This window comes from Streptomyces violaceorubidus, assembly GCF_000717995.1.
GTDB lineage: Bacteria > Actinomycetota > Actinomycetes > Streptomycetales > Streptomycetaceae > Streptomyces > Streptomyces violaceorubidus.
This window is the reverse complement of record NZ_JODM01000018.1, coordinates 21,795-45,357: the sequence shown is the minus strand read 5'-3', so window position 1 is coordinate 45,357 and position 23,563 is coordinate 21,795. Positions and strand designations below refer to the sequence as shown.

At 72.5% G+C, this 23,563-nt stretch carries 16 protein-coding genes; 5 read left to right on the top strand and 11 right to left on the bottom strand.

The features are described from left to right. Positions 1–22: 22 nt before the first annotated feature. The gene (locus IE94_RS0121015) at positions 23–586 is read left to right on the top strand and encodes a DUF308 domain-containing protein (protein ID WP_030186591.1); all 564 of its coding nucleotides are present in this window, start codon (positions 23–25) and stop codon (positions 584–586) included. Between the two features lie 66 nt (positions 587–652). Here the strand turns inward: IE94_RS0121015 and IE94_RS0121010 are convergent, their stop codons facing one another. From IE94_RS0121010 to IE94_RS0121000, 3 genes are all read right to left on the bottom strand, one after another. Then, positions 653–1,897 carry a cytochrome P450 family protein gene (locus tag IE94_RS0121010; protein ID WP_030186589.1) on the bottom strand — a complete coding sequence of 415 codons (1,245 nt, stop codon included), beginning with the start codon at positions 1,895–1,897 and terminating at the stop codon, positions 653–655. A 149-nt stretch (positions 1,898–2,046) separates the two neighbouring features. Beyond that, a complete protein-coding gene (locus IE94_RS0121005; RefSeq protein WP_030186588.1) occupies positions 2,047–2,910 on the bottom strand; it encodes a Bax inhibitor-1/YccA family protein in 864 nt (287 codons plus the stop codon). Between the two features lie 184 nt (positions 2,911–3,094). Then, on the bottom strand, positions 3,095–3,562 hold the full coding sequence (locus IE94_RS0121000) for an SsgA family sporulation/cell division regulator (protein ID WP_030186587.1): 468 nt from the start codon (positions 3,560–3,562) through the stop codon (positions 3,095–3,097). A 390-nt stretch (positions 3,563–3,952) separates the two neighbouring features. Here IE94_RS0121000 and IE94_RS0120995 point away from each other — a divergent pair, with 390 nt between their 5' ends. Continuing rightward, entirely contained in the window at positions 3,953–4,798 is an 846-nt protein-coding gene (locus tag IE94_RS0120995) for a hypothetical protein (protein WP_030186586.1), read from the top strand. An 82-nt stretch (positions 4,799–4,880) separates the two neighbouring features. On the opposite strand, the gene IE94_RS0120990 is transcribed toward IE94_RS0120995, so the two are convergent. Next, positions 4,881–6,608 (bottom strand): amidohydrolase, encoded by a 1,728-nt coding sequence (locus IE94_RS0120990; protein ID WP_245235290.1) that lies wholly within the window; start codon positions 6,606–6,608, stop codon positions 4,881–4,883. Between the two features lie 161 nt (positions 6,609–6,769). Here IE94_RS0120990 and IE94_RS0120985 point away from each other — a divergent pair, with 161 nt between their 5' ends. Both IE94_RS0120985 and IE94_RS0120980 read left to right on the top strand, forming a co-directional pair. Beyond that, entirely contained in the window at positions 6,770–7,525 is a 756-nt protein-coding gene (locus tag IE94_RS0120985; protein ID WP_030186583.1) for a dienelactone hydrolase family protein, read from the top strand. A gap of 312 nt (positions 7,526–7,837) precedes the next feature. Continuing rightward, on the top strand, positions 7,838–11,278 hold the full coding sequence (locus tag IE94_RS0120980) for a phosphodiester glycosidase family protein (protein ID WP_030186582.1): 3,441 nt from the start codon (positions 7,838–7,840) through the stop codon (positions 11,276–11,278). 75 nt (positions 11,279–11,353) lie between these two features. Here IE94_RS0120980 and IE94_RS39360 read toward each other — a convergent pair whose 3' ends face one another. Continuing rightward, the gene (locus tag IE94_RS39360; RefSeq protein WP_245235289.1) at positions 11,354–11,497 is read right to left on the bottom strand and encodes a flavin reductase family protein; all 144 of its coding nucleotides are present in this window, start codon (positions 11,495–11,497) and stop codon (positions 11,354–11,356) included. A gap of 85 nt (positions 11,498–11,582) precedes the next feature. Further along, on the bottom strand, positions 11,583–12,122 hold the full coding sequence (locus IE94_RS0120970; RefSeq protein WP_030186581.1) for a DUF4232 domain-containing protein: 540 nt from the start codon (positions 12,120–12,122) through the stop codon (positions 11,583–11,585). Positions 12,123–12,369: 247 nt separating this feature from the next. On the opposite strand from IE94_RS0120970, the gene secY reads away from it, so the two are divergent. Beyond that, entirely contained in the window at positions 12,370–13,683 is a 1,314-nt protein-coding gene (gene secY / locus IE94_RS0120965; protein ID WP_030186579.1) for a preprotein translocase subunit SecY, read from the top strand. Positions 13,684–13,835: 152 nt separating this feature from the next. On the opposite strand, the gene IE94_RS0120960 is transcribed toward secY, so the two are convergent. The 5 genes from IE94_RS0120960 to IE94_RS0120940 form a co-directional block, all read right to left on the bottom strand. Next, positions 13,836–14,366 (bottom strand): MOSC domain-containing protein, encoded by a 531-nt coding sequence (locus IE94_RS0120960; RefSeq protein WP_030186577.1) that lies wholly within the window; start codon positions 14,364–14,366, stop codon positions 13,836–13,838. Positions 14,367–14,482: 116 nt separating this feature from the next. Continuing rightward, a complete protein-coding gene (locus IE94_RS0120955) occupies positions 14,483–15,244 on the bottom strand; it encodes a maleylpyruvate isomerase family mycothiol-dependent enzyme (protein WP_030186575.1) in 762 nt (253 codons plus the stop codon). 140 nt (positions 15,245–15,384) lie between these two features. Next, positions 15,385–17,232, bottom strand: coding sequence for a tannase/feruloyl esterase family alpha/beta hydrolase (locus IE94_RS0120950; RefSeq protein ID WP_063829725.1), 1,848 nt, complete (start codon positions 17,230–17,232; stop codon positions 15,385–15,387). 484 nt (positions 17,233–17,716) lie between these two features. Beyond that, the gene (locus tag IE94_RS0120945) at positions 17,717–20,692 is read right to left on the bottom strand and encodes a glycoside hydrolase family 2 TIM barrel-domain containing protein (RefSeq protein WP_030186570.1); all 2,976 of its coding nucleotides are present in this window, start codon (positions 20,690–20,692) and stop codon (positions 17,717–17,719) included. Positions 20,693–20,745: 53 nt separating this feature from the next. Further along, the gene (locus IE94_RS0120940) at positions 20,746–23,472 is read right to left on the bottom strand and encodes a glycoside hydrolase family 38 N-terminal domain-containing protein (protein WP_030186568.1); all 2,727 of its coding nucleotides are present in this window, start codon (positions 23,470–23,472) and stop codon (positions 20,746–20,748) included. Positions 23,473–23,563 lie beyond the last annotated feature (91 nt).

Here is a 23,563-nt window from a genome sequence, read left to right as displayed (position 1 = left end):
ACCCGAGAAAGGCCGGACCATCATGAGCACGCAGACCGAGGGGCGTTCCGCCCTGCTGAGGCTGTACCTGGGCCGCGGTGTACTCGCCGTGGCATGGGCCCTGGCGTTCGCCCGAGCCCATGACGACATCGACGCGGTGGCCATCACCCTGCTCGTCGTCTACCCGTTGATCGACGCGGTGTCCTCGCTGATCGACTACCGCTCCACGCCGGAGGGCTCCGAGCGCGGGGTCACCGCGTTCAACGGGGTGCTCAGCACGCTCGCCGCCGTCGCGGTCGGCGTCGCCGGGGCCGGCGGAGTGCAGCCGGTGCTCCATGTGTTCGGCGCCTGGGCCGTCATCTCCGGCGCGGCCCAGGTGATCGTCGGGGTGCGGCGACGCGGCCCCGAGCTGGGCAAGCAGTGGCCGACCCTGATCTCGGGCGGACTCTCCTTCGTCGTCGGCATCTTCTACAACATCCAGGCCGCGGGCGACAACCCCTCGCTGGACGTGCTGTCGGTGTACGCCACCGGCGGTGGAGTGTGGTTCATCCTCCAGGCCCTCCTGCTGGGCTGGAAGTCCCGGCAGGTGCGTACCCGCACCGCCTGACGGATCCCGCACCCCCGGTGCCGTCCCGGCCCGCGCCCCGTGGCGCGGGCCGGGACTTCTCGCGTCTCAGGCCCGGTGCGGGCCGACCCGGTAGCGCACCGGCAGGGACCGCACACCGCGGATGATGCCGGAACCGATCCACTCCAGATCGGCCTCGGGGACGGCGAGTTCCAGTCCCTCGACGCGCTCCAGCAGGACGCGCAGGGCGATCGCCGTCTCCAGCCGGGCCAGCGGGGCACCCAGGCAGTGGTGGATGCCGTACCCGAAGGCCAGGTGGCGGGCGTGCGGCCGGCCGACGTCCAGGACCGCCGGATCGGTCTCCTCGGCCTGCGGGGCGTCGTGGCCGGCCGAGCCGAGGGCGACCACCACCAGGCCGCCCCGGGGGATGCGCACCCCGCCCAGCTCCAGGTCCTCGGCGGCGTAGCGGTTGGTGGAGCGCTCCACGGAGGTGTCGTGGCGCAGGAACTCCTCCACCGCGCCGGGCATCAGCTCCGGACGCGCGCGCAGCAGCGCGAGCTGTTTGGGGTGGCGCAGCAGCGCGAGAACGGCGTTGCCGAGCAGGTTCACGGTGCTCTCGTGACCCGCGACGATCAGCATCAGGGCGGTGCCGGTCAACTCCTCCTCGGAGAGCCGGCCGTCGCGTTCGTCGCGGACGGCGACGAGGGCGGACAGCAGGTCGTCGCGCGGGTCGCGCCGCTTGTCCTCGATCAGACCGGCCAGCATCCGGTGGAGTGAGGCGAGGGCCGTGCGGTGATCGGGCGAGGCGACCTGGAGGGCCTGGCCCGACCAGCGGCGGAAGTCCGTGTGGAACTCCTCGGGGATGCCGAGGAGTTCGGCGATCACGGTGGCGGGCAGCGGGGCGTTGAACGCCTCGACGAGGTCCGTCTCGCCGGCCGCCGGCAGGACGTCGAGGAGCTCGTGCGCGATCCGCTCGACGCGCGGCGCGAGGGCGGCGGTGCGGCGCGTGGTGAACGCCGCGGCGGCCAGTCGGCGCAGCCTGCCGTGCTCGGGCGGGTCGGCCTCCAGCATCTGGCCGCCGAGCCCCACCGACGGCTTGTTCAGGACGTAGCCGGCGGCCGCCAGGGCCTCGGCGGCGGGTGCGGAGTCCTTCAGCAGGGCGGGATGCGTCAGCGCCTCGCGGGCCAGGTCGTGGCCGACGACCACCCAGCCCTCCAGGCCGAGGTGGAAGCGGGCGGGGTGAATCGGGCCCAGCGTGCGCAGCCGGGCGTAGCGGGCGGGGGCGTCCGCCTTGAATTCCGGGCCCAGGTCCACCCTGCCGTCCCGGTGGGGGCACTGCTCGTGCGCGCTCATGAGGTCTCTCCCGTCCTGCCGGCGGTCGTGTCGTGGCGGGCCGGGCCCGTCGTCGGGTCAACGAGTGCGGGTGGGCGGGAGGTTCGGACCGGGACATGCCGAAGGGGCACGTGCGGTCGCACGTGCCCCTTCGGCGCCGGGGAGGCGGGTCAGTTGTCGCTGTTGAAGATCGTCAGCACCCGCAGCACCTCCAGGTAGATCCACACCAGCGTCAGGGTGAGACCGAAGGCGGCGCGCCACGCCTCCTCGCGCGGGGCGCCGTAGGCTACGGCGTCCTCGACCTGCCGGAAGTCCAGGGCGAGGAAGGCCGCGCCGAGCACGATGCCGACCAGACCGAACACGATGCCGAGGCCGCCGCTGTGGAAGCCCAGGCCGTTACCCGCGCCGAAGGCGGAGAAGAGGGCGTCGGCGACCAGCAGCAGCAGGAACCCGGTGGCGGCGGCGCCGACGAACCCGGCGAAGCGCTGGTTCACCCGGATCCAGCGCATCCGGTACGCGATCAGCGTCCCGGCGGCCACCGCGAAGGTGCCGAGCACGGCCTGCACGACCACGCCCGGGGAGATGTACGTCGACACGGTGCTGGACAGCACCCCGAGGAAGACGCCCTCGAAGGCCGCGTAGCCGAGGATCAGCGCCGGGGAGGGCGACCGCTTGAACGACTGCACGAGCGAGAGCACGAAGCCGACGAGGGCGGCGCCCACCGCGATGCCGTAGGACCGGCCGAGGTTCGCCTCGTCGACGGGCAGCAGCAGCCAGGACAGCACCGCCGTCAGGACCACGGCGCCCAGGGTCGTGGCGGTGCGGACGACGACGTCGTCCATGGTGACCGCGTTCGAGCCGGTCCGGACGCCGGTGTCGGGGCCCGCGGGGGCGTAGGGGTTGGTCCCGTAGTCGGCGGTCGGCTGCCCGCCGACCGCGGCGCCCACCGGCTCGCGCCGATACGCGCCCGCCCGGCCCGCGTCCGGGTCACGGCCGCTGTCCCAGCGGGAAAAGATGGGGTTGCTGCTCCTCATGTCGTCCTCCTCGTCCGCCGCGTTCGCGGCCCGTCCGCAAAGCGTTCGTCGTCGGGTGCCCGGGTGACACACATGTGCCGACGACCCTCCACCGGACCGGCGACGGCAACCCTTCGCGTCACCACTCTGACAGGTGACGCTAGAGGAGGCAAGTCCCGCTCCCGCCCCGGCGCCGGGCGGACCTTCACGCGGCGGGCGCCTCCGGCCCCTCCAGCACGTCCCGCAGGAAGCCGTCCCAGTCCAGCGCGTCCATCTCCCGCTCCGCGGGGACGGCCCGGTAGGTGGTGTCGAGCCACTCCGCCAGCCGCTCGGTGGGCAGCTCGAACAGGGCCTCCACCTCCTCCGACTCCAGCAGCAGCCAGGAGGAGGGCTGGTCCCCGGGCAGCGTCGGCCACATGCGCACGTCGCCGGCCCCGCTCATCGAGGTGAGACCCACCTTCAGCAGGTCCCGGCCGATGTTCCAGATCAGGCTGGGACCGCGCTCCGCCAGGAACTCGACCGTGATCACCGCGGCCAGCTCCGGGGCGAAGCAGAACTTCGCCCGCATGGGAAGCCGGGTGAACTCGTCCATCATCTGGTCGAGCTCCAGGAAGAGCGGCGGAACGACATCGGGCGCCGAACGTGCCCGCAGTGGTGACTGGTCACGATGCATGACAGGAGTTCCCTCCATGGGACGGGGTCTGCGGTGTCCCACTCTTCGCCGTTGACCCGTCGCGCACATCGGTCAGTTGACGGTGAGCGGGTCCGGCCTTCCGGGCCGGACGAGGGCGGTGGAAGGTGTCCCGCGGACCGCGGAGGAGGGGGCGTAAGTCAATTGGCTGCCCGACCGTGCCCCGCACCCCCCGCCCCGCACCCCCCGCCCCGGGCCCCGTGCGCCCCGTACCCCGCTCGCCGAGCGGGCGCGGACCCGTACCGTCCGCCGCCGATGACATGCGTGTATGTTCAAAGAAACACGCCGATGCCCTGGGGCGTGTGCGCCCGGCTCGCCCGGTGTCGACCCGCACACACACCCGGCATCGCAGCGAAGTGGGGGGATCCACACATGACCTCGTCCGACCGCCGGCCCGGCGCGGGCCGGCACCGCTCGCCCTCGGCCGCGCACCGGGTCCGCGCCGTCCTCCCGAGGGTGTCACTGCCCGCGGTCGTCCTGGCCACCGTGCTCTCCACGGGCGCGTGCGGCACCCTCCAGGGGTCGGGGAGGGCCGACGGCGAGCGGACCACCGCCGCGGCCGACCGCGGGCCGGTCGGCCGTACCGCCCCGCCGGCCCCGTCCGCCACCCCCACCGCCCCGGAACCCGCCCCCGCCGGTCTGCCCGGCCTGGGCCCCGCGACCTCGGCCCGCGTCCCGGCCGACGCCCGGCAGGTCGTCGTGGTCACCGGTCAGGGCAGGAACTCCGCACGGTCCCACGTCGTGCTCTACCGGCGGACCGGTTCCGGCTGGCAGGGCGGCGCCGCCTGGTCCGCCCACAACGCCCTCAAGGGCTGGACGGACGACCACCACCTGAACGATCTCCGCTCGCCCATCGGCGTGTTCACCCTCAGCGACGCGGGCGGCCTGCTGCCCGGCCCCGGATCCAAGCTTCCGTACACCCACTCCGGCGGATTCTCCGTCGGCGGCACCGGATTCGAGGGCGAACCCCTCGCCGGCTCCTTCGACTACGTCATCGCCATCGACTACAACCACGTCAAGGGCACCTCCCCGCTCGACTGGGGCCGGCCGCTGGGCGCGGACAAGGGCGGCGGGATCTGGCTGCACGTCGACCACGGCGGACCCACGCACGCCTGCGTGAGCCTGCCGGAGGCGCACCTGAAAGAACTGCTGCGCACCCTCGACCCCGCGCAGCACCCCGTCGTCGTCATGGGCGACGCGGCCTCCCTGGCCGAGTGAGGCGCGGCACCGGAAGACGAAGACCCCCGCCCGTGGACCCGGGGGACGGACCACGGACGGGGGAGTGCGGGGGAGGGCGGGATCAGGTGACGGGCGCCAGGTTCGGGCCGGTCGTGCCCAGCTGCTCGGTGGCCACCACCGGCGGCACCGGCCAGGTCACGCCCTTCGGCGGCCAGCTCTGCCCGGTCGCCCCCAGGAAATCGGCGGGCGGCTCGTACAGCGGCGGCTGCTGCCCGTCGGGGATCATCGAGGTCCAGGTGATGCCCTCGGTACGGTCCTTGAACTCCTGCTTCATCGCGTCCAGCAGCTCGGGCTGCTCGATCAGGTCGACCGCGCCGGCCGCCAGGTACCGGGCGGCGGACAGCGTCGCCTGGTGGCCGATGTTCGTGCCGGCCGTCGCGGTGGCACCCCAGTTGTGGTTCGGGATGCCCGGCGGATAGGCCGCGGACAGCAGTACGGCGGTGGGTGCCTGCCAGCTGATGTCCGCGGTGTCGGTGGCCAGACCGCCGGTGTACGCCGACGCCGGGGGAGCCAGCGGCGTCAGGCCGGTCGGCATGCCCACCTCGGGCTTGCCCAGCGACTTCTGCACCGCCTTCGCCAGGGCGTGGTCGGCGTCGGTGAACTTCGGCGCGCCGATCTGCTGCATGTTGTCGTTGAGCAGCTCAGCACCCGCCTTGTTGGCCAGCAGGTTCCAGGTCCCGGCGTGGAACTTGTGCACCAGGCGGGTCTGGCTGGCCTGCGCGGCGGCCCTGGCGCACTCCACGATCTTGTCGTAGAGCACCTGGGCGCGCGCCGGGCTGCCCTCGCGGACGAAGAACCAGATGGAGCACATGTCCGGGGTCACGTTCGGCGCGCCACCACCGTTGATGATCGCGTAGTGGAACCGGCCCGACGGGGCCACGTTCTTCTCCCGCAGGTACTCCGACATGGTCGCCATCAGCAGCGCGCCGTCCAGGCCGCTCTTGTTGCCGAGCGGGGTGCCGCCGTGCCCGGAGGCGCCGAGGAAGGTGAACGTGGCCGAGATCAGCGCGCTGGTGGTGTTCCAGAACGGCACGGTGATGTTGAACGGGTGCCAGTCCAGGAACGCGTCGAGACCGTCGTAGACGCCCTCCTTGACCGCGTAGGCCTTGCCGACGAGCTGCTCCTCGCCCGCGCTGCCGAACAGCTTGACCCGGGCCTTCAGGCCGCCCGCCCGGATCGCCTGCGCGACGGCGATGGCGGCGGCGGTGCCGCCCGCGCCCAGGCAGTTGTGGGCGTCGCCGTGCCCGGCGCCGTAGGTCGGGCCGTAGGCGTCGTAGTGGTAGACCAGCGGGTCGTGGGCGCCCACGCCCTTCTTCTGGGACAGGCCCGGCAGCGCGTCGTACTCCGCGTTGAAGCCGATGACCGGGCCCTCGGTGCCGTAGGAGGCGACGAACGCGGTCGGAAAGCCGGCCGCGCCCCACTGGACGGTGAAGCCGTTGTCCTTCAGCAGCTTGGCGTGGGCGAGGGACGACTTCCACTCGCGCAGCGACAGCTCCGCGTGGCCCCACACCTCGTCGGCCAGCCCGGTGATCGCGCCCTCGTTGGCCGTGATCCAGTCGAGCGCCCGCTGCTTGGCGGCGGTGTTCCTCGCCAGCCCCTTGGGGGCCTTGTACCCGGTGGGGGAGACGCCGGACCTCTCGTCGTACCCAAGGGTCGCGGCGAGGACCGGGTCGGCCTGGAGGATCGCCGCGGTGGTCGCGGTGGCGCCCAGTCCGAACATCTTCAGCAGGCGTCTGCGGCCGGGGTGGAAGTCGTTCACGTCGGATCCGTTCTCGGAGTTCCCTGACATGCCGTCAGCGAATCATACGTGTGCGCCGGGCGTGCTTCGTGACGTGTTTCCGCCACCGCGGGGAATGCAAACGACATATGTGGATGTTCGGTACGGGTGAGCGGGGTGATGCGACATGTCCCGCCGCACACTCGCCCCCTTGGGAAGGATGGATCCCGCTCATGAGCAGCACGATCAGCACACCGGTGGACGTCCCCACCCCCGACGGAACCGCCGACGCCTACTTCGTCCGCCCCGCCGGCGACCGCGCCCACCCGGGCGTGATCCTGTACCAGGACGCGTTCGGGCTGCGCCCGCACCTCCTGGCCATGGCGGACCGGCTGGCGTCGGCCGGTCACGCGGTGCTCGTACCGAACGTCTTCTACCGGCACGGGCGTGCCCCGGTCGTGGAACTGCCGGAGTTCATCGACATGGACGCCCGCCCGGACGTCGTGGGCCGGCTGATCCCGCTGATGCAGTCGCTCACGCCCGCGACCACCGAGCGCGACGCCGGCGCGTACCTGACCTGGCTCGCCGAGAACCCCCTGGTCGGCGCCGGGCCGGTGGGCATCACCGGCTACTGCATGGGGGCCCGGCTCGCGCTGCACACGGCCGGCGCCCACCCCGACCGGGTGGCGTCCGCGGCGGGCTTCCACGGCGGCGACCTGGCGAGCGAGTCCCCCGACAGCCCCCATCTGCTGGCCGGCCGGATCCGTGCCGAGCTGTACTTCGCGCACGCCGACGAGGACCCGTCGATGCCCGAGGAGCAGATGGACCGGCTGGAGCGGGCCCTCACCGACGCGGGCGTCCGGCACCGCTGCGAGGTCTACACCGGCGCCCACCACGGCTACACCCAGTCGGACACCGCCGCCTACAACCCGCAGGCGGCTCAGCGGCACTGGACCGAACTGCTCGCCCTGTTCGCCCGCACGCTGTGACCGGTCCACCGGCGGACAGGGGAGGCGGTGCCGGCGGCACCCGCCGGGACCGGTGCCGGGCCGGGCACCGGAGCCGGTCCGGTCCCCGGCGCGCTCCGGGCCCGCGCCCCGGCCTCCGGTTCGTGCGAGCGCGCGCCGTCCGGCGCCGCCTGGGGACCACGGCGCCGCGGACCCCGGATCGTCATCCGGGAGACTCCGCAAGGACACCTGCGGTCCGCCCCGCGGGTGTCCGGTGGTCAATGCGTGTAGGAGCCATCCACGCGCATGACCGCAAGGACGAAAACACACATGACACCTCGCGCAAGGAAACCCATGGGTTCCGGGGCGCGGCACGCCGCAGTGGCGACCGCCGTGGCACTCGCGCTCGTGGGCGGCGCCGTGGCCGGGGCGGGCACCGCCTTCGGCGACGCCGACAGCCCCGCCACCGGCCATCCCGCCCGCCCGAACGACGGGGACTGGCTCCCGGCCACCCCGCAGAACTGGCCGCTGGTGGTGGACCGCACCACCACCCCGGCCGAGACCGTCACCCGGGGTCTCACCCACCACAGCGAGACCTACGACACCGTCGGCGGACGCCAGCACATCCAGGTGCTCGACGCCGACCTCACCGACCCCAACCTGCGCGTCGGCACCGTCGAGGCGGGCGACACCCTCACCTACCCGGCGGACGAGACCCCGTCGTCCATGGCACGGCGCACCCACGCGGTCGCCGGTGTCAACGGCGACTACTTCGAGATCCACGGCAGCGGACGCCCCCTCGGCGGCATCATGACCGGCGGACACCTGCTGAAGAGTCCCAAGCCGAACTTCGCCGCCCAGCTCGGGGTCAAGCCCGACGGCACCCTGGTCATGGGCCCGGAGACCTTCTCCGGCACGATCACCGCCGGGACCGCGACGCACGCGCTCACCTCGGTGAACACCGTGGACGACATCGCGGCCGGCGGCATCACCGAGGTCACCTCCGGCCTCGGCGAGACCTCCGGCCTGGCCAAGGCGGCCACGCTGGTGACCGGACACACGACCGCCGAGGGCTTCGTCGTCGACCGTGTGCGCACCGGCCTGACCACCGTCCCCCGCCTGGACGCGGACCGGACCGGGCTCCTCGGCGCCGGCGCCGGCGGACAGTGGCTCACCGACACACTGCACCCCGGCGACACTGTCGGCATCACCGCCCACCTGTCTCCTGACAACGATGTCACCGAGTTGATCAGCGGCGTGGACACCCTGGTGAAGGACGGCAAGGTCTACACGGACCCGACCGGCACGCCGCCCGGCGGCGCCAACCCGGAGACGGCGGTCGGCATCACCAGGGACGGCAAGCACGCCCTCGTCGTAGCCGTCGACGGCCACGGAGGCGCCGACACCGCCTTCGGCGTCACCCGCGAGCAGGCGGCGGGGTACCTGGCCGCGCACGGCGCCTGGACCGCACTGCTCTTCGACGGCGGCGGCTCGACCGGCATGGTCAGCCGCGCCCCGGGCGCCGACCGGGCGGAGGTCGTCAACACACCCTCCGACCTGCCCGGCAACACCGAACGTCCGGTCGCCAACGGCATCTTCTTCTACTCCACGGCCAAGGAGCCCGGCGCCGCCACCGAGGTCGTCGTCAACGGCGGCGAGCCGGTCACCACCGTCGTGGGCGGCTCCGTCCCGGTGCCGGTGCACGCCGTCGACCGGTTCGCCAACCCGGCGGCGGGCCGGATCCATGTGCGCATCGAGCCCTCCGGCCTGGCCACCTACGCGGACGGCAGGGTCACCCCGCACCGCGCGGGCACCGGCCGGATCATCGCCACCGACGGCCACGCCGTCACCTCGCAGAGGCTCCGGGTCGTCAGCGGACTCCAGGCCCTCACGGTCTCGCCCGACAAGGCCGACCTCGACAGCGGCGCCACACGGCAACTGACCCTGTCCGGCACGGTCAGGGGCGGCTCCGGCGCGCAGATCCCCGCCGAGGCGGCCACCTGGAAGGTCACCCCCGACGACCTGGGCACCGTCGACGCGCACGGACTGTTCACCGCGAGCAGCGACAAGGGCGGCCTCGCCGAGGTGAGCGCGCTCGTCGCCGGTAGGACCACGACCACCTCGATCGCCGTCGGCCGGGTCAGCAAGGTCATCGACCCGATCAGCAGCACGGACCGCTGGAAGCTCAGCAACAACACCACCGGCAGCCCCGCCACGCTGTCCTTCGACAAGGACGTCGTCCCACCGATGTCCACCGAGCCGGGTTCCCTGCGGCTCGACTACACGATGCCCGCCGCCTCCGGGGTCAAGCAGCTGGTGCTGGCGCCCAGCGTCAAGCTGACCACCGACACCGACGACGGCCGGGTACCCACCGGCATCGGCGTATGGATCAAGGGCGGCGGCCCCGACAGCCTCCAGCTCGCCGAGAAGTACATCAACATCGACGGCACGGCCAACACGCCGCTTTACCTGACCGGCGTCACGTCCGACGGCTGGCACCTCGCGGTGGCCCAGTTGCCGGCCGGCTACAAGTTCCCGCTGACCGTCAGCTACCTCGACTTCCTGGCCATCAGCCCCAGCACCTCGTACAGCGGTTCGCTGAACATCGCCGGACTGCAGGCGCTGTACTCGCCACGGCCGATCACGGCGCCCGAGTACCAAGCGATCGCGGACAACCCGAAGTGGCTGTCCTTCGAGGAGGACTCCGCCAACTTCGCCGGACACGGCACCACGCTCCTCACCGGTGACGACGCCCACCTGCTCGCGAGCGACCCGGGTTCGGTCAGCAGCCACGTGATGGACTCCATCGCCCGGCGGCTGCCCACGCTCAGTGAGCAGGCCCGGCCGGACGCCGCGCAGTTCCTCGGCGACATGCCCGACGACGGCAGGGACGCCGACCTGCGGTTCGCCAAGGCCAAGATGGACGCCCTCGGTGTGCCCGCCCGCGACATCGTCGGCAACCACGAGATCACGCAGGGCGCCGACGCCGAGAACGGCAACTACAGCGACACGTTCGGCGACACCCACTACGCCTACACCCGGGGCGCGGCGCGGATGATCGTGACCGACAACTCGCACGGCAGCCTCCAGTCCTCGGACCCGTTCCAGAACCCCGCTGGTGTGCAGTACCCGTGGCTGGTCCAGCAGTTGACCGCGGCCACCGCCAAGGACGTGCTGGTCATCACCCACATGCCGGCCTACGACCCGCACCCGTCCGCGAACAGCCAGTTCACGGACCGCTGGGAGGCCCGGATGTACCTGAGACTGGTGCAGCGCTACCAGCAGACGCACCCGAAGCAGCACGTGATCATGATGTACGGCCACGCGCGCGGTTTCGCGGAGCAGATCCTCGATCCCGAGGGCAACAGCACGACCGTCGAGAAGGGCGGCATCCCGCAGTTCACGTTCGCGGACCTCGGCATGCCGGCGTACGCCCCGGCGGACCAGGGCGGCATCTACCACTTCGGCCTCGTGCGGATCGGTGACGACGGGAACCTGCAGTACTCGGTCGAGCCCGCGCTGGCCTCGGTGGAGGTTCGGGGTCCCAAGGACCCGGTCGCACCCGGTGACCGTCTCACCCTGACCGCCACCGGTGACCAGACCGCCGGTGACAACATCGCACCGCTCACGATCCCGATCGCGGATCCCGCGTCCCACGTCTGGACCTCGAGCAACCCCCGGGTCGCCTCGGTGGACCCGTCCACCGGCGCCCTCACCGCCCACCGCGGCGGAACCGTCACCGTCTCGGTGACCTCCGGTGGCGTCAGGGGCAGCGCCCAGGTCGTCGTACGGTGAGCTGATCCGCCCAGCAGGCCGGGCCGGTCACCCGACCGGCCCGGCCTGCGCGCGTGCCGCGACCGGACGGACCGGTCAGGCCAGCCCCCTGTACCGGCCGTGATGGATGACGAGCGGGTCGCCCGCGAGGACGTTGACGCAGAAGGTGCCCGCGCCGCGGATCAGCGGCCAGGTGCGGGAGGTGCACGCGGGCGCCGGCGACACCAGGCGTGGGCCCATGAAGTAGCCCTCCGGGGCATCTCGACGCGGAGCCCCGGAGGGCGGGATGGGGTGAGAGTCGGTCTACGGGACGGCGTCTACGGGGTCAGGCGGTCGGCCCCGTGCCCTTGACCAGCGGTGTGATGTCGATGCGCCCCTTCTGGAGCACCTCACCCAGCTTCCAGGCGGTGTTCAGGTGGCGGTACGCGTCGGGCGGCGTGACCTCCAGGCGCGCGGGGTTCTTCTCCGCCTTGGTCGGCTCGCCGGCGGCGGGCACGGCCCCCCAGTGCAGTCGGGTGTACGCGCTCTGGCCCGGCCCGAGCGTGATGGCCCCGACCTTGCCGTGGTCGCGCACCACGCGCGTGGTGACGTTCCGGCCGTGGGAGTCGAGCAGTTGCAACCCGACGTACCCCTGGGTCCGCACCGCCCGGTGGGTCTTGTTGGTGAGGATCACCGTCGCGTAGCGCTGCCCCGCGCCCGAGTTCAGGCCGTGGACGCGCACGGACAGCGAGGAGGTGTCGGCCCACGCCGGCCGGGTCGCGGCCTGCGAGGGGCCCGCGGTGATGCCGATCAGCGCGACGGCGGAGAGCGCCGAGAGGGCGATGGGTGCGACGAGGGGGCGGCGGGTGTGCTTGCGGAACAACATGGTCGAGTTCCCTTCCGGATGCCCTGTTCGGGCATCTCTGAGGGGTATGAGTCCATCCGGGTGGGGATGGTTCGCCCGTATACGTAAACTTTGCCTCGCGACCCGCGCCTCTGTGGTGTCCATGTGAGTAACTGCGGGTGTCTCACTCGGCAATCACACGTATGTCCATCTAACATGTCCCGAGTGACATATGTGCAGTCATGCGTACCTCGCGAGTGCACATCCGCGACAGGCTGCAGGAGGCACCGTGCTCACCGCGTTGAACCAGGCGTTCCGAACCCCTGACCTGCGCAGAAAGCTGCTCTTCACGCTGGGGATCATCGTCGTGTACCGCGCCGGTACGCACGTCCCCATCCCCGGGGTCGACTACCGGGCCGTCCAGCAGTGTGTCAGCCAGGCCTCCGGCAGCCAGGGGCTGTTCGGGCTGGTCAACCTTTTCAGCGGGGGAGCGCTGCTGCAGATCACGATCTTCGCGCTCGGCATCCTGCCGTACATCACGGCCAGCATCATCCTGCAACTGCTGACCGTGGTCGTGCCCCGGCTGGAGGCGCTGAAGAAGGAGGGGCAGGCCGGCACCGCGAAGATCACCCAGTACACCCGCTACCTGGCCATCGCGCTCGCCGTCCTCCAGGGCACCGGCCTGGTGGCCACCGCCCGCAGCGGCGCGCTCTTCTCCGGCTGCACGGCGGCCTCCCAGATCGTCCCGGACCGGGCGATCCTCACCACGGTCACCATGGTCCTCTGCATCACCGCCGGCACGGCCCTCGTCATGTGGTTCGGCGAGCTGATCACCGACCGCGGCATCGGCAACGGCATGTCCATCCTGATGTTCATCTCCGTCGCCGCGACGGCCCCCTCCGCGCTGTGGGCGATCAAGAAGCAGGGGACGCTGGCGGGCGGCTGGATCGCCTTCGGCACCGTCGTCCTCGTCGCCCTCGCCATGGTCGGCCTGGTCGTCTTCGTCGAGCAGGCCCAGCGCCGGATCCCGGTCCAGTACGCCAAGCGCATGGTCGGACGCCGTTCCTACGGCGGCACCTCGACCTACATCCCGGTGAAGGTCAACCAGGCGGGCGTGGTCCCGGTCATCTTCGCCTCCTCGCTGCTCTACCTCCCCTCCCTCGTCGCGCAGTTCTCCAGCGGCGAGTCGGGCTGGAAGACCTGGATCACCCAGAACCTGACGAAGGGCGACCACCCGATCTACATCACCGCCTACTTCCTGCTCACCGTCTTCTTCGCGTTCTTCTACGTCGCCATCTCCTTCAACCCGGAGGAGGTCGCGGACAACATGAAGCGGTACGGCGGCTTCGTCCCCGGCATCCGCGCCGGACGCCCGACCGCCGAGTACCTGTCGTACGTGCTCAACCGGATCACCTGGCCGGGCGCGCTGTACCTCGGGGTGATCGCCCTCGTCCCCACCGTCGCCCTGGTCGCCTTCGGCGCGAGCCAGAACTTCCCGTTCGGCGGTACCAGCATCCTGATCATCGTGGGTGTCGGCCTGGAGACCGTGAAGCAGATCGAGAGCCAGCTCCAGCAGCGCAACTACGAGGGCTTCCTGCGCTGAACCCGCGCGCCCGAGCCCGGCCGCGCCACCGCGGCCCGATGTCGGAGGCGATCGTGGCCGCGTTCACCAGCGACTGGAGCAGGTAGACCGTGGTCTTGCGCGGGCCGCGTACGCAGAGGCGGACGGGGCTCGCGCCCAGGAGAGGCGAGCCGTCAGACCCGCTCCAGGGGCCGGTGCGGTCCGCTGGGAAGCTCCGCCGTGATCGTGTCGCCCGGGCGCACCGCGCCGCCGCTCTTCACGATCGTCATGATTCCGGCCTTGCGTACGACGTTCCCGCTCTCGTCGCGGCCGACGACCTTCTTGAGCAGCCCGTCCTGGAAGTTGTCGATCTGCAGGCAGGGATTGCGCAGGCCGGTCACCTCCAGCACCGCGTCGTCGCCGATGCGCAGCAGTGTGCCGACCGGCAGGCCGAGCAGATCGATGCCGCGGGTGGTGATGTTCTCGCCGAGGTCACCGGGGGTCACCTCGAACCCGTCTGCGCCGACCTCGGCGAACAGCTCTTCATGGATGAGGTGGACCTGGCGCAGGTTCGGCTGGGTGGGGTCCTGCGCGACGCGCGAGCGGTGCTTGACCGTCACGCCCGCGTGCACGTCGCCCTCCACACCGAGCCCGGCGAGCAGCGTGATGCTGTCCCGGTTCGGCTTGGTGAAGGAGTACGTGCCATTGCTGCTGACTGCCGCCACTATCCCGCTCACTCTCGGACCCCCTCTTCAGTGACAATGATCAGCCTCGACCCTAACCCCGGGGCCGGCAGCCACGGCCGGCCGTCACGACCGGCCGCACAGGCGGTGCCGAGGGGCTACTCCTCGGGCTCCCAGGCGATCAGCCGCTCGAACACCTGCTGGTCGCCGTCGATCTTCAGCTCGCTCAGCGTGCGGCGGCCCCAGACGAAGAGGAGCAGCTGCTCGGCCGTGCCTGTCGCGGAAGCGGAGGCCGGCGCGGCGTCGTCCGGGAGGGGTGCGGGCCAGGCACCGGTGCCGTCCAGCGTGAGGAGCCAGGAGCGGCCCTCGGTGGCGTGGTAGTGGATGGTGGCGGCCTCGTGCGGCCAGGCCGCCGGAGTGGAGTTGCAGGTGTCGAGGAACTCGGCCACGCCGTCGATCGCGACGTCCACCGGCATCGGCTGCACGGAGCCTGCGGCGAGCTGGGCGTCGTAGGTGTGCACCAGCAGCTCGTGCACCCGGCGCCGGGCGACGCCCCAGGCGTTCGCCGGTGACACGCCGGCGGCCCACCACGTCCAGCACTCGCGCTCCGGGCCGGCCTCGCGCAGCGCGCTCAGCAGCAGCTCGTTCGACTCGGTGTACCAGGTCAGCAGCGCCTCGAGCTCGCGCGGCGCCTCTGCGGTCTCCTTGGCCGGCGGAGCCTCGGCGGGGCCCGCGGCGACGATCGCGGCCCACCAGCGCTGGCCCGTACCCAGGTGCCGCACCAGGTCGAACAACGTCCACGCGAGGCAGGACGGCACCGGCGCGTCCAGGCCGGGCGCGGCGGCGACCGCACTCCGGAACGCGGCCGACCGCTCGTCGATCAGTCGCAGCAGGGCGGAAAACTCAAGGCTCTCTGTCACATCGCTTGGCTATCACTCCGCCTGAGCCGACCGCACGCCAATTTCGAGGCCGTCGGCACCTTATGGACCGATGGTGCACAAGCGCCTGTTGGCCGGCGGCACAGCGCCGAGAGCCCTGGGGCCCTCGGCGCTCATGGACGTCAGCGGCGTCGGTTGCGTACGGAGCGGCCCGTAGCGCGTGTGACGAGGCCGAGGCCGAGGAGGACGGCCGCCGCGGCTGCCAGGAGCAGGGATGTCGTGCGCTCTCCGGTGGCGGCCAGTTCGGGGCGGTCGGCGTGCGTGCCGTCGTCGCTGGTGACGCTGCCGTCGGAGTCCGCTGTGGGAGCGCTCAGGGGAGAGAGGGCGGCTTTCGATGCCGGCGCGCAGTGGTGGCCGTCGGCCGCGTTCCCGGTGTCCCGGCCCGAGCCGGTGGTGATCAGCGGGTAGCGGCACAGGGCGCGGGGTGTCTTCTTGCCGGCGGCGTCCGTGACGGCAGCGGGCAGGGTGTCGGGTGCCTTGCCCTTCTCTACCCAGTCGGTGAGCGACGCCAGCGGGTCGGTCGGGACGAGGCCGGTGCCGCCGCCTGCGCAGTGGTCGACGCCGGGTGCCAGGAACAACCGGTAGAAGGAGTCCACCTCGTCGGCGCCGCCCATGAGTTCCTGTACCCGCTCGCGGTAGTCGACCGTGCCCTGGACGGGAATGAGCTGGTCGGCGAGGCCGTGGAAGGTCAGCAGCTTGCCGCCGGCCGCGCGGAAGCCCGCCAGGTCCGGGTCGTCGGTGCCGATGACGCGGTGGTACTCGGCACTCGACTGCTCGAACAGTTGGGCGAACCGCGCGTAGGTGAGGGTCGAGGGGTCGAACGCCGGGTCGCGTTCCAGGAAGGTCGAGACCCACACGGCAGGGACGGGGAAGGGCACGCCGGACCGGGAGCCGTCCGCGTTGGCCTTGGTGCCCGCCAGGGCGTCGAGGGCGGCTCCGACCGGCACGCCGTACCACAGCTTCTCGCCCGAGGGGGTGGTGGGCCCGTCCCAGATCCTGCGGACGACTTCGGCGTCGGCGGCCGAGACGGTCACCTTTCTCCCCTCGCACTCCACGGTCTTGCCGACGAGTCTGCGCGGGTCGAACGTGCAGGCGGCGGGTTCGGCGAGGAGACCGTCGGTTGCGCCGTCGCGCGGGTCGCAGGCCTTGACGGCCGCCTGGGTGAAGGCGTCGAGCACGCAGGGAGCGGGGAAGTCGCGCTCCTCGTTCATCACCACCTGCGGCCAGAGTGTCGCCGGCACGTACCGGTCCCAGTTGATGGCGGGGGCGTTGGCGAGGATGCCGTCGAAGTCGTCGGGGTGGCGCTGTGCCTCCATGTACCCCTGGCGGCCGCCGGTGGAACAGCCGTTCCAGTAGCTGTAGTCGGCCCGGCGACCGTAGAAGGCGGCGGTGACCTCCTTGCCGACCAGGGCCATCTCGTGCTGCGACCGGTCGGCGAAGTTCTCGAGCAGGGGCGTGTTGATCCCTCCGTCGGAGGTGAGCGCCCAGCCGACGTCGAGGTACGCCGGGGTGACACCCGCGTCGGTCGTTGCCGCCGCGTATCCCGCCTTGACGGCGTTGGCGAGCCCGGGGCCGAAGTCGCCCGCCGCGTAGGCGCTGCCTCCGATCGCCTGGAAGCGCCCGGTCCAGCCGGTCTCCGGCAGCCAGATCCTGATGTGCGCGTGGTCGCCGGCGCCGGGGTGAGCGAGGGTGACGGTCACCTCGCAGTACGCCGGAACCCCGGTGGCCGGGGGCGGGGCCGGCTGGGGCGCCACCGCGGGGAAGGTGACGGTGCCGCCCGCTCGTCGCACCCCCTTGATGGACTCCACCTCGGTGCCGGGCGGTGCGGTCACGGACGGGGTGGCGCACCCGCTGGAGGGTCCGCCGCCCAGGGGGAGCGAGGCAGGAGCGGCCGAAGCCGCGCCGGCCGGGAAAGGTGCCGCGACCGAGAGCGCGAGCGCCCCGGTGAAGGCGAAGGCCGATATTCGCATTGCACTCCTCGAAGCCGTGGGTCGGGCGCCGACTCGTGACCCCGCTGATCGTGTCCAGCGGCGTCGCATCGTGCGGCACGACGGCCTCGACGCCAGGCACGTCCCGAGCCGCTGGGGCCAAACGTGTGCCACCGCGCCGCTCGGCGGGAAGTCCCGCACGGAGACGGAGGTCAGTCCCGCACGGCGACCTACCGAGGTGGACGGCGCGCGGGACTCCTGGGAATCGGCAGGCCGCGAGCTGGCGTCGACGTTGTCTACTTGTGAGGAATGTAGGCGACTTGTGAACCTTTCGCACGATAGGTACCGCCACACCGGGAGCGGCGCACCGGATGGGCCCCTCCCAGGCCCCTCCCCGGCCCGCCGCCTCGGCCGCGGCGAGCACAGCGGTGAGAGCGCCGAGCGATCGCCACCCCGTAGTCCGCCAGCAGACCGCGGACTCGGCCCCGCCCCCGTCGCGCGCCGTCGGCCCCGGGCGCCGTGACCGTCAGGCCCTGGCCCAGCGGAGCCTGATCGTGCGGGCCTCGGGGCGCAGCGCGAACCCGGGCCGCACGTCGGAGCCGCAGGACCGGGAGCCGAGCCCGTGCTGGGCGGCGTCGACGATCAGGTAGGTCGTGGTCGAATCCGGCAGCTCGTACGGATGTCCCGCTCGTGCGATCTGCTGGGGGGTGTGCCGGGCGAGCGTGAAGCCGGGGCGGCGTCCCAGCCGGTCCGCGAGGGCGGTGACGTGCAGCACCTCGGTGTCCGCGCTCGCCAGCGTCAGCCGTCGCAGCCCGGCGCGGTGCCCGGTCTCCTGCGGCCGCGCGTAGTCGACGCCGAGGTCGCCGACGGCCGAGGAGAAGCGCCCGGTGCGGGCCGCGCGGGCACTGTCCGGATACGACTCGAGCGGGCCCAGGCCGAACCACGTGACGCCGTCGACGGGAGCGGCGCCGTCGGGCAGGTCGAAGCGGATCCCGATCCGCGGCCACACCGTCGTCCAACCGCTCGACGGCTCGATCTCCACCCGCAGTTCGAGCTCGTCGCCCTCCACCGACCAGACGGACTCCGTCATCACCCATGCCGCGGAGTTCGCCGCCGAGACCCGGTCGACGGTGCGCAGGGCGTCCGCCGTACAGGTCACCGAGAGGCGGCGTGCGATCAGCCGGTCCAGGCCCTCGCGCCGCCAGAGTTCGGCGTGCGAGACACCGGCGACGGTGGCGTCGCTGTCCTCCAGGTCGTCGGACGTGCCCTCGTCGTTGTCGGTGGGGGCGCGGAACAGCTCCAGCCGCGGGCCGGTCACGGCGCGGCCGGCCAGGCCCACGAGGGACCCGCCCGCGAACTCCGCGAACCCGAGCCTCAGCGTGCCGTCGCCGGGCCGCCAGCCGGACCGGTGCCGGACGGCGGGCGTGGGACGCGGCGCCGACCGGTCCGACTGGGCCGTGGCGACGACGTGCCCGGCGGGCGCCCACGAGGTGGGGGCGGCGAGGACGGCGTCGAGGGTGAGCCACGTCTCCGCGTCCCGCGCCACCGGGACCGGGGGCAGCGGCACGCGCCGGGTGCCGCCCGCGGCGACGGCCGGGACGTCCAGGTCTCCGCGGGCCACGACGGCCCCCTCGTGCTCGACCCGCCAGACGAAACGCAGGTCGCCGGTGTCGGCCGAGTGCCGCAGGTTCGTGACGGCGACCTCGTCGGCGTCGAAGGCGAAGCGGATCGGCTGGACGACCGCCTTGTACTCGTAAAGGCCGGGGGTCGGGACGTCGTCGCTCAGCACCAGGCCGTCCATCACGAAGTTGGCGTCGTGGACGACCTCTCCGAAGTCGCCGCCGTACCCGTAGAAGGGCGTGCCGTCCGGGGTCGTGGTCAGGATGCCGTGGTCGCGCCATTCCCAGACGAAACCGCCGTGAAGTCTCGGATGCCGGTCGACCAGTGCCTCGTACTGGTCGAGTCCGCCCGGTCCGTTTCCCATCGCGTGGGCGTACTCGCAGAGCAGGAACGGCTTGCCGCGCTGCCTCACGCTCTGCGCGGGCGTGCAGTTCATCAGGGTGGCGCGGGAGTCGTCGGCCGCGATCCGTTCGATCTCGGGCACGGACGCGTACATGCGCGAGTAGACGTCCGTGTACTCGCCGGTGTGGTCGCCCTCGTAGTGCACGGGCCGCCCGGTGTCGCGGGCGTGGACCCACGCGGACATCGCGGCGAGGTTGCTTCCGGTGCCCGCCTCGTTGCCGAGCGACCAGATCACGACGCTGGGGTGGTTCTTGTCCCGTTCCACGGTGCGCCGGATCCGGTCGAGGTAGGCCTCGCGCCACGCGGGGTCGTCGCTGGGGTTGCCGGTCCAGCCGACCTTGTCGAAGCCGTGCGTCTCCAGGTCGCACTCCAGCACGACCCAGAACCCGAGTTCGTCGGCCAGGTCCAGCAGGCGGGGGTGCGGCGGGTAGTGGCTGGTGCGGATCGCGTTCACGTTGAACCGCTTCATGCGGGCGAGGTCCTCGCGGGCGTGGTCCTCGTCGAAGACCCGGCCGCGCTCGGGGTGGGCCTCGTGGCGGTTCACGCCGTGGAAGACGACGCGGCGGCCGTTGACCAGGAACCGGTCGCCACGGATCTCGACGGTGCGAAAGCCCACGCGCAGCGCGATGCTCTCCGCCGCCGACGACACCGTGGCGTCGTACAGCCGGGGCCGTTCGGCCGACCAGGGCTCCGCGCCGCCGACGTCGAACGGGACCACGTCGGCCGCCGTGGCCCACGTCCTGTCGACGCCCAGTTCGGGGATGCGCAGCGTGACCGGGAACGCCGCCGCGTCGGCGGTGATCTCCGGGTCCACGCTTGCGCGCCCGTCCTCGAACCCGGTGCGCAGCCAGACGTCCTCGATGCCGGCGGCGGGCCGGGCGATCAGGGTGACGTCACGGAAGATGCCCGGCAGCCACCACTGGTCCTGGTCCTCGAGGTAGCTGGCCGCCGACCACTGGTGCACCCGCACGGCGACGACGTTGTCCCCCGGCCGCACCGCCCGCGTCACGTCGAACTCGTGGGTGAGGCGGCTGCCGGCGGCACTGCCGATCTCGACGCCGTTCACCCACACTTTGAACAGCGACTCCACCCCGTCGAACCGCAGCAGGACGCGCCCGGTGCCCGACCAGTCGGCGGGAATCCCGACGTGCCTGCGGTAGTCGCCGGTGGGGTTCTCGTCCGGGACGTGGGGCGGGTCGATGGGGAACGGGAACTGCACGTTCGTGTAGATGGGCCGGCCGTGGGCGCCGTCGTCCCGGAGCACCCAGTGCGAGGGCACCGGGATGTCGTCCCAGTCGCTGTCGTCGAAGCCCTCGGCCGCGAACTCCTCCGCCACCGAGGCCGTCGGCGACAGGCGGAAGCGCCAGGGCCCGTTCAGCGGGAGACGGGCGGCGTCGGAGTGCAGCCAGGAGCGGGCCGGGCGCAGCGACCCGCGTCCGGGCGCGGTGTCCGAGACGTACGCGGAGGATTCGCAGGGCACAGGGTCACAACCCCTTCTTGGTGGCGGAGGGTCCGGGTGGGCGGAGCGGGCGTCTACCGGAGCACGACGGTGCGGATCTCCCAGGGCCCGAGGGCGAGTTCGAGACCGTCCAAGACCGGTTCCGCTCCCAGGGGGCGGCCGAGCAGGTCCACCGTGGCGGCGTCGGTGAAGTCGCCGGTCACCCGGACGGTCGTGCCCGCGTCGCTCATCGCGGCCAGCCGCACCTCGGTCCCGCCGCCGCGCTCGTCGTCGACGACGCGGCGGACGCACGAGACGAGGACGTCCTCGCCCTCGACCCGCACTCCGCAGGCGTCCGGCGGCAGTTGCCCCCCGACGGGTGCGCTGCCCCGGACGACGAGCACGTCGCCCCGGAACTCCTCGGCGAGGGCGACCGCGCCGGCCGCCTGCCAGCCGCGCGCGGAGGGCAGGACGGCGATCCGGTTCTCGATCCGCACCCCAAGTTCCTGGGCGCCGGGTGCGGGGATCTCGCTCGCCGCCGGCTCGTCGCGCAGGGGGTGGATGTTGACGCTGATCGAGCCGATGGCGCGCAGCAGGGTGAGGGCCAACTCTGCTCCGTCTTCGACGAGTTCGTACTCGCCGCAGTGGTCGAGCAGGACGGTGGCGGCACCGGCCGAGACGAACGAACTCGCCGGGAAGGTCGGCAGCGGGTACTCGCCCCAGCCGCCCTCCGCACTCAGGCCCCGCTCGGTGACGGCGAACTGTCCGGCGGAGGCGGACACCGTCGCCGGTTCGGGCAGCGGCACGTGCAGACGCAGCCGGTGGTCGGCGGACTGGTTCAGGAACGTTGTGGTCAGGCGGACGAAGGGCTCACCCGCGCGTACCTCCACCAGCGTCTCCACCGGGGTCGGCACGGTCCGCGCGTCGCGCAGGTCACGGTCGTCGGACAGCGCCGCGGGCCACTCGTAGACGCGGGTGACGCGGGTCCTCGCGCGCAGCGGGCCGCTCTCGAGCGGTTCCACCGTGACCTGTGTCGGCCGGGACACGAGGGTGTCGTGCGCCGGGGGAGCGTAGTTGTAGCTGTCGCCGCGGTCGCCCCCGTCGACGAGGCGGCCGACTCCGCGCAGCACGGTGCCGTCGGCGCCGGTCACGTCCAGGGTGCCGTCCGCGACGATGACGGCCTCGACCAGGTGGTTGGACAGCGTGCGCGCCGTCGCGCTCGCCGGGGCGGGCGCGACGGGCGCGGCACTCCCCTCGCTCGGGCCGACCCGGAAGCTCGCGAGCCCCGAGGCGGGGACGGTCACGGGCACCAGGGCGGTGGCCCGCGCCTCCTCCAGCGTCGTCACCCGCCACTGCCCCGGGTGCGCCACGGCGGCCTCGGCGACCTCGCGGCGCAGGACCATCAGGTCGAACGGACCGGCGGTGGGGACCTCGGCGAGGTGGAAGACGAGGGAGTGCGGGGCGATGTCGTAGCGGTCGATGAGACGGCCGAAGAGCTCGCGCCGGTGGATGCGGCGCAGCACGCGCTCCAGGTGCGAGGCGTCCATCCGTTCGTCGCTGAGCACGGTGGGCGCCTCGGAGACCAGCTGCACCGGACGGACCGAGCCGTCCGCGCCCGTCGCCACCGGTGCCGATCCCCGCTCGGGTGCGGCGACGTCCACCTCGACCAGCGCCGAGCGGGGGAAGGGCAGGGGGTTGGCGACCAGATGGGCGTCGCCCGGCACCCTGGCGGCCGGTTCGGCGAGGGCCGCGTCCCGGACCGCGCGCGCCGCCTGCGCGGCTTCCGCCAGCCGGGCCTCCACCTGGTCACAGGTCTCGTCGGTGCCGGAGCCGACGACCGAGTCGTGCGCCGTCGACTCGATGATCTTGTGCCAGGCCAGGGAGAGGAACGGTCCCGCGTCCTGTCCGGACCACAGGGCGTTCATCCGCTCGGCGTGGTCGACGGTGCGCTCGGCGACGGCCATGCGCTGCTTGAGGCCGAGCCGTACGGAGAGCACGCCCGGCAGGATGTTGCCGCGCACATGGCTGCGCAGCTCGCCGGTGACGACGGTGGACACCTCGTCGCGCACGTGCGTGCGGATGTACTCGTCGAGCGTCGCGACGGTGATGGCGCGCTGTTCGCCGGAGGCCCGCCGCAGCCAGGACGCCAGTCGCGGGTCGGGCGCGTTGTGGTCCGTCCCGGCCATCGCCAGCACCGGATCGCCGCCCCAGCGCCCGGCGGTCGCCCGCGCGTACTCGCCGAGGGCGGGGCCGATCCGGTCGGGGACCAGCAGGACGTCGAGGCCGTTGTCGTAGCCGTCGAAGAGGAACTCGGTGCGCACCTCGGAGCCGTCGGGGGCGCGCCAGCAAAAGGCGTGGCCGTCGACCGTGCCGGGCACACCGCGCCACAGGGCCGCGTGGGCGATGCCGGCGCGCGCCAGGATCTGCGGCATCTGGGCGATGTGGCCGAACATGTCGGGGAGGTAGCCGATCGGCATCGGGCCGCCGAGTCGTTCCGCGGCCTCCCAGCCCATCCGCAGGTTGCGCACGATGGTCTCGCCGGAGCAGAGGAATTCGTCGAGCAGGATCAGCCACGGCCCGATGGCGAGCCGGCCGGAGGCGACCAGGGCCGCGACCCGGTCGCGGTTCTCCGGCCGCATCTCCAGGTAGTCCTCGATCGCGGCCATCTGCCCGTCGACGGTGAACCGGAAGTCCGGGTCGGCCTCGGCCGTCTCCAGCACGCTGTCGAGGGCGGCGACCAGCCGGTGCCGGAAGACCTGGAACGGCTCGTACCACTCCCGGTCCCAGTGGAAGTGGGGCACGAACACGGCGGATTTCTGCATCAGGAGCGGGGCCTTCTGTGCGGGCGGGGCGCGGTGTACTCGGCGCCCGCCGGGTGTGCGGTCGCCTCGGGGGAGCGGCGGCGGGCCCGGT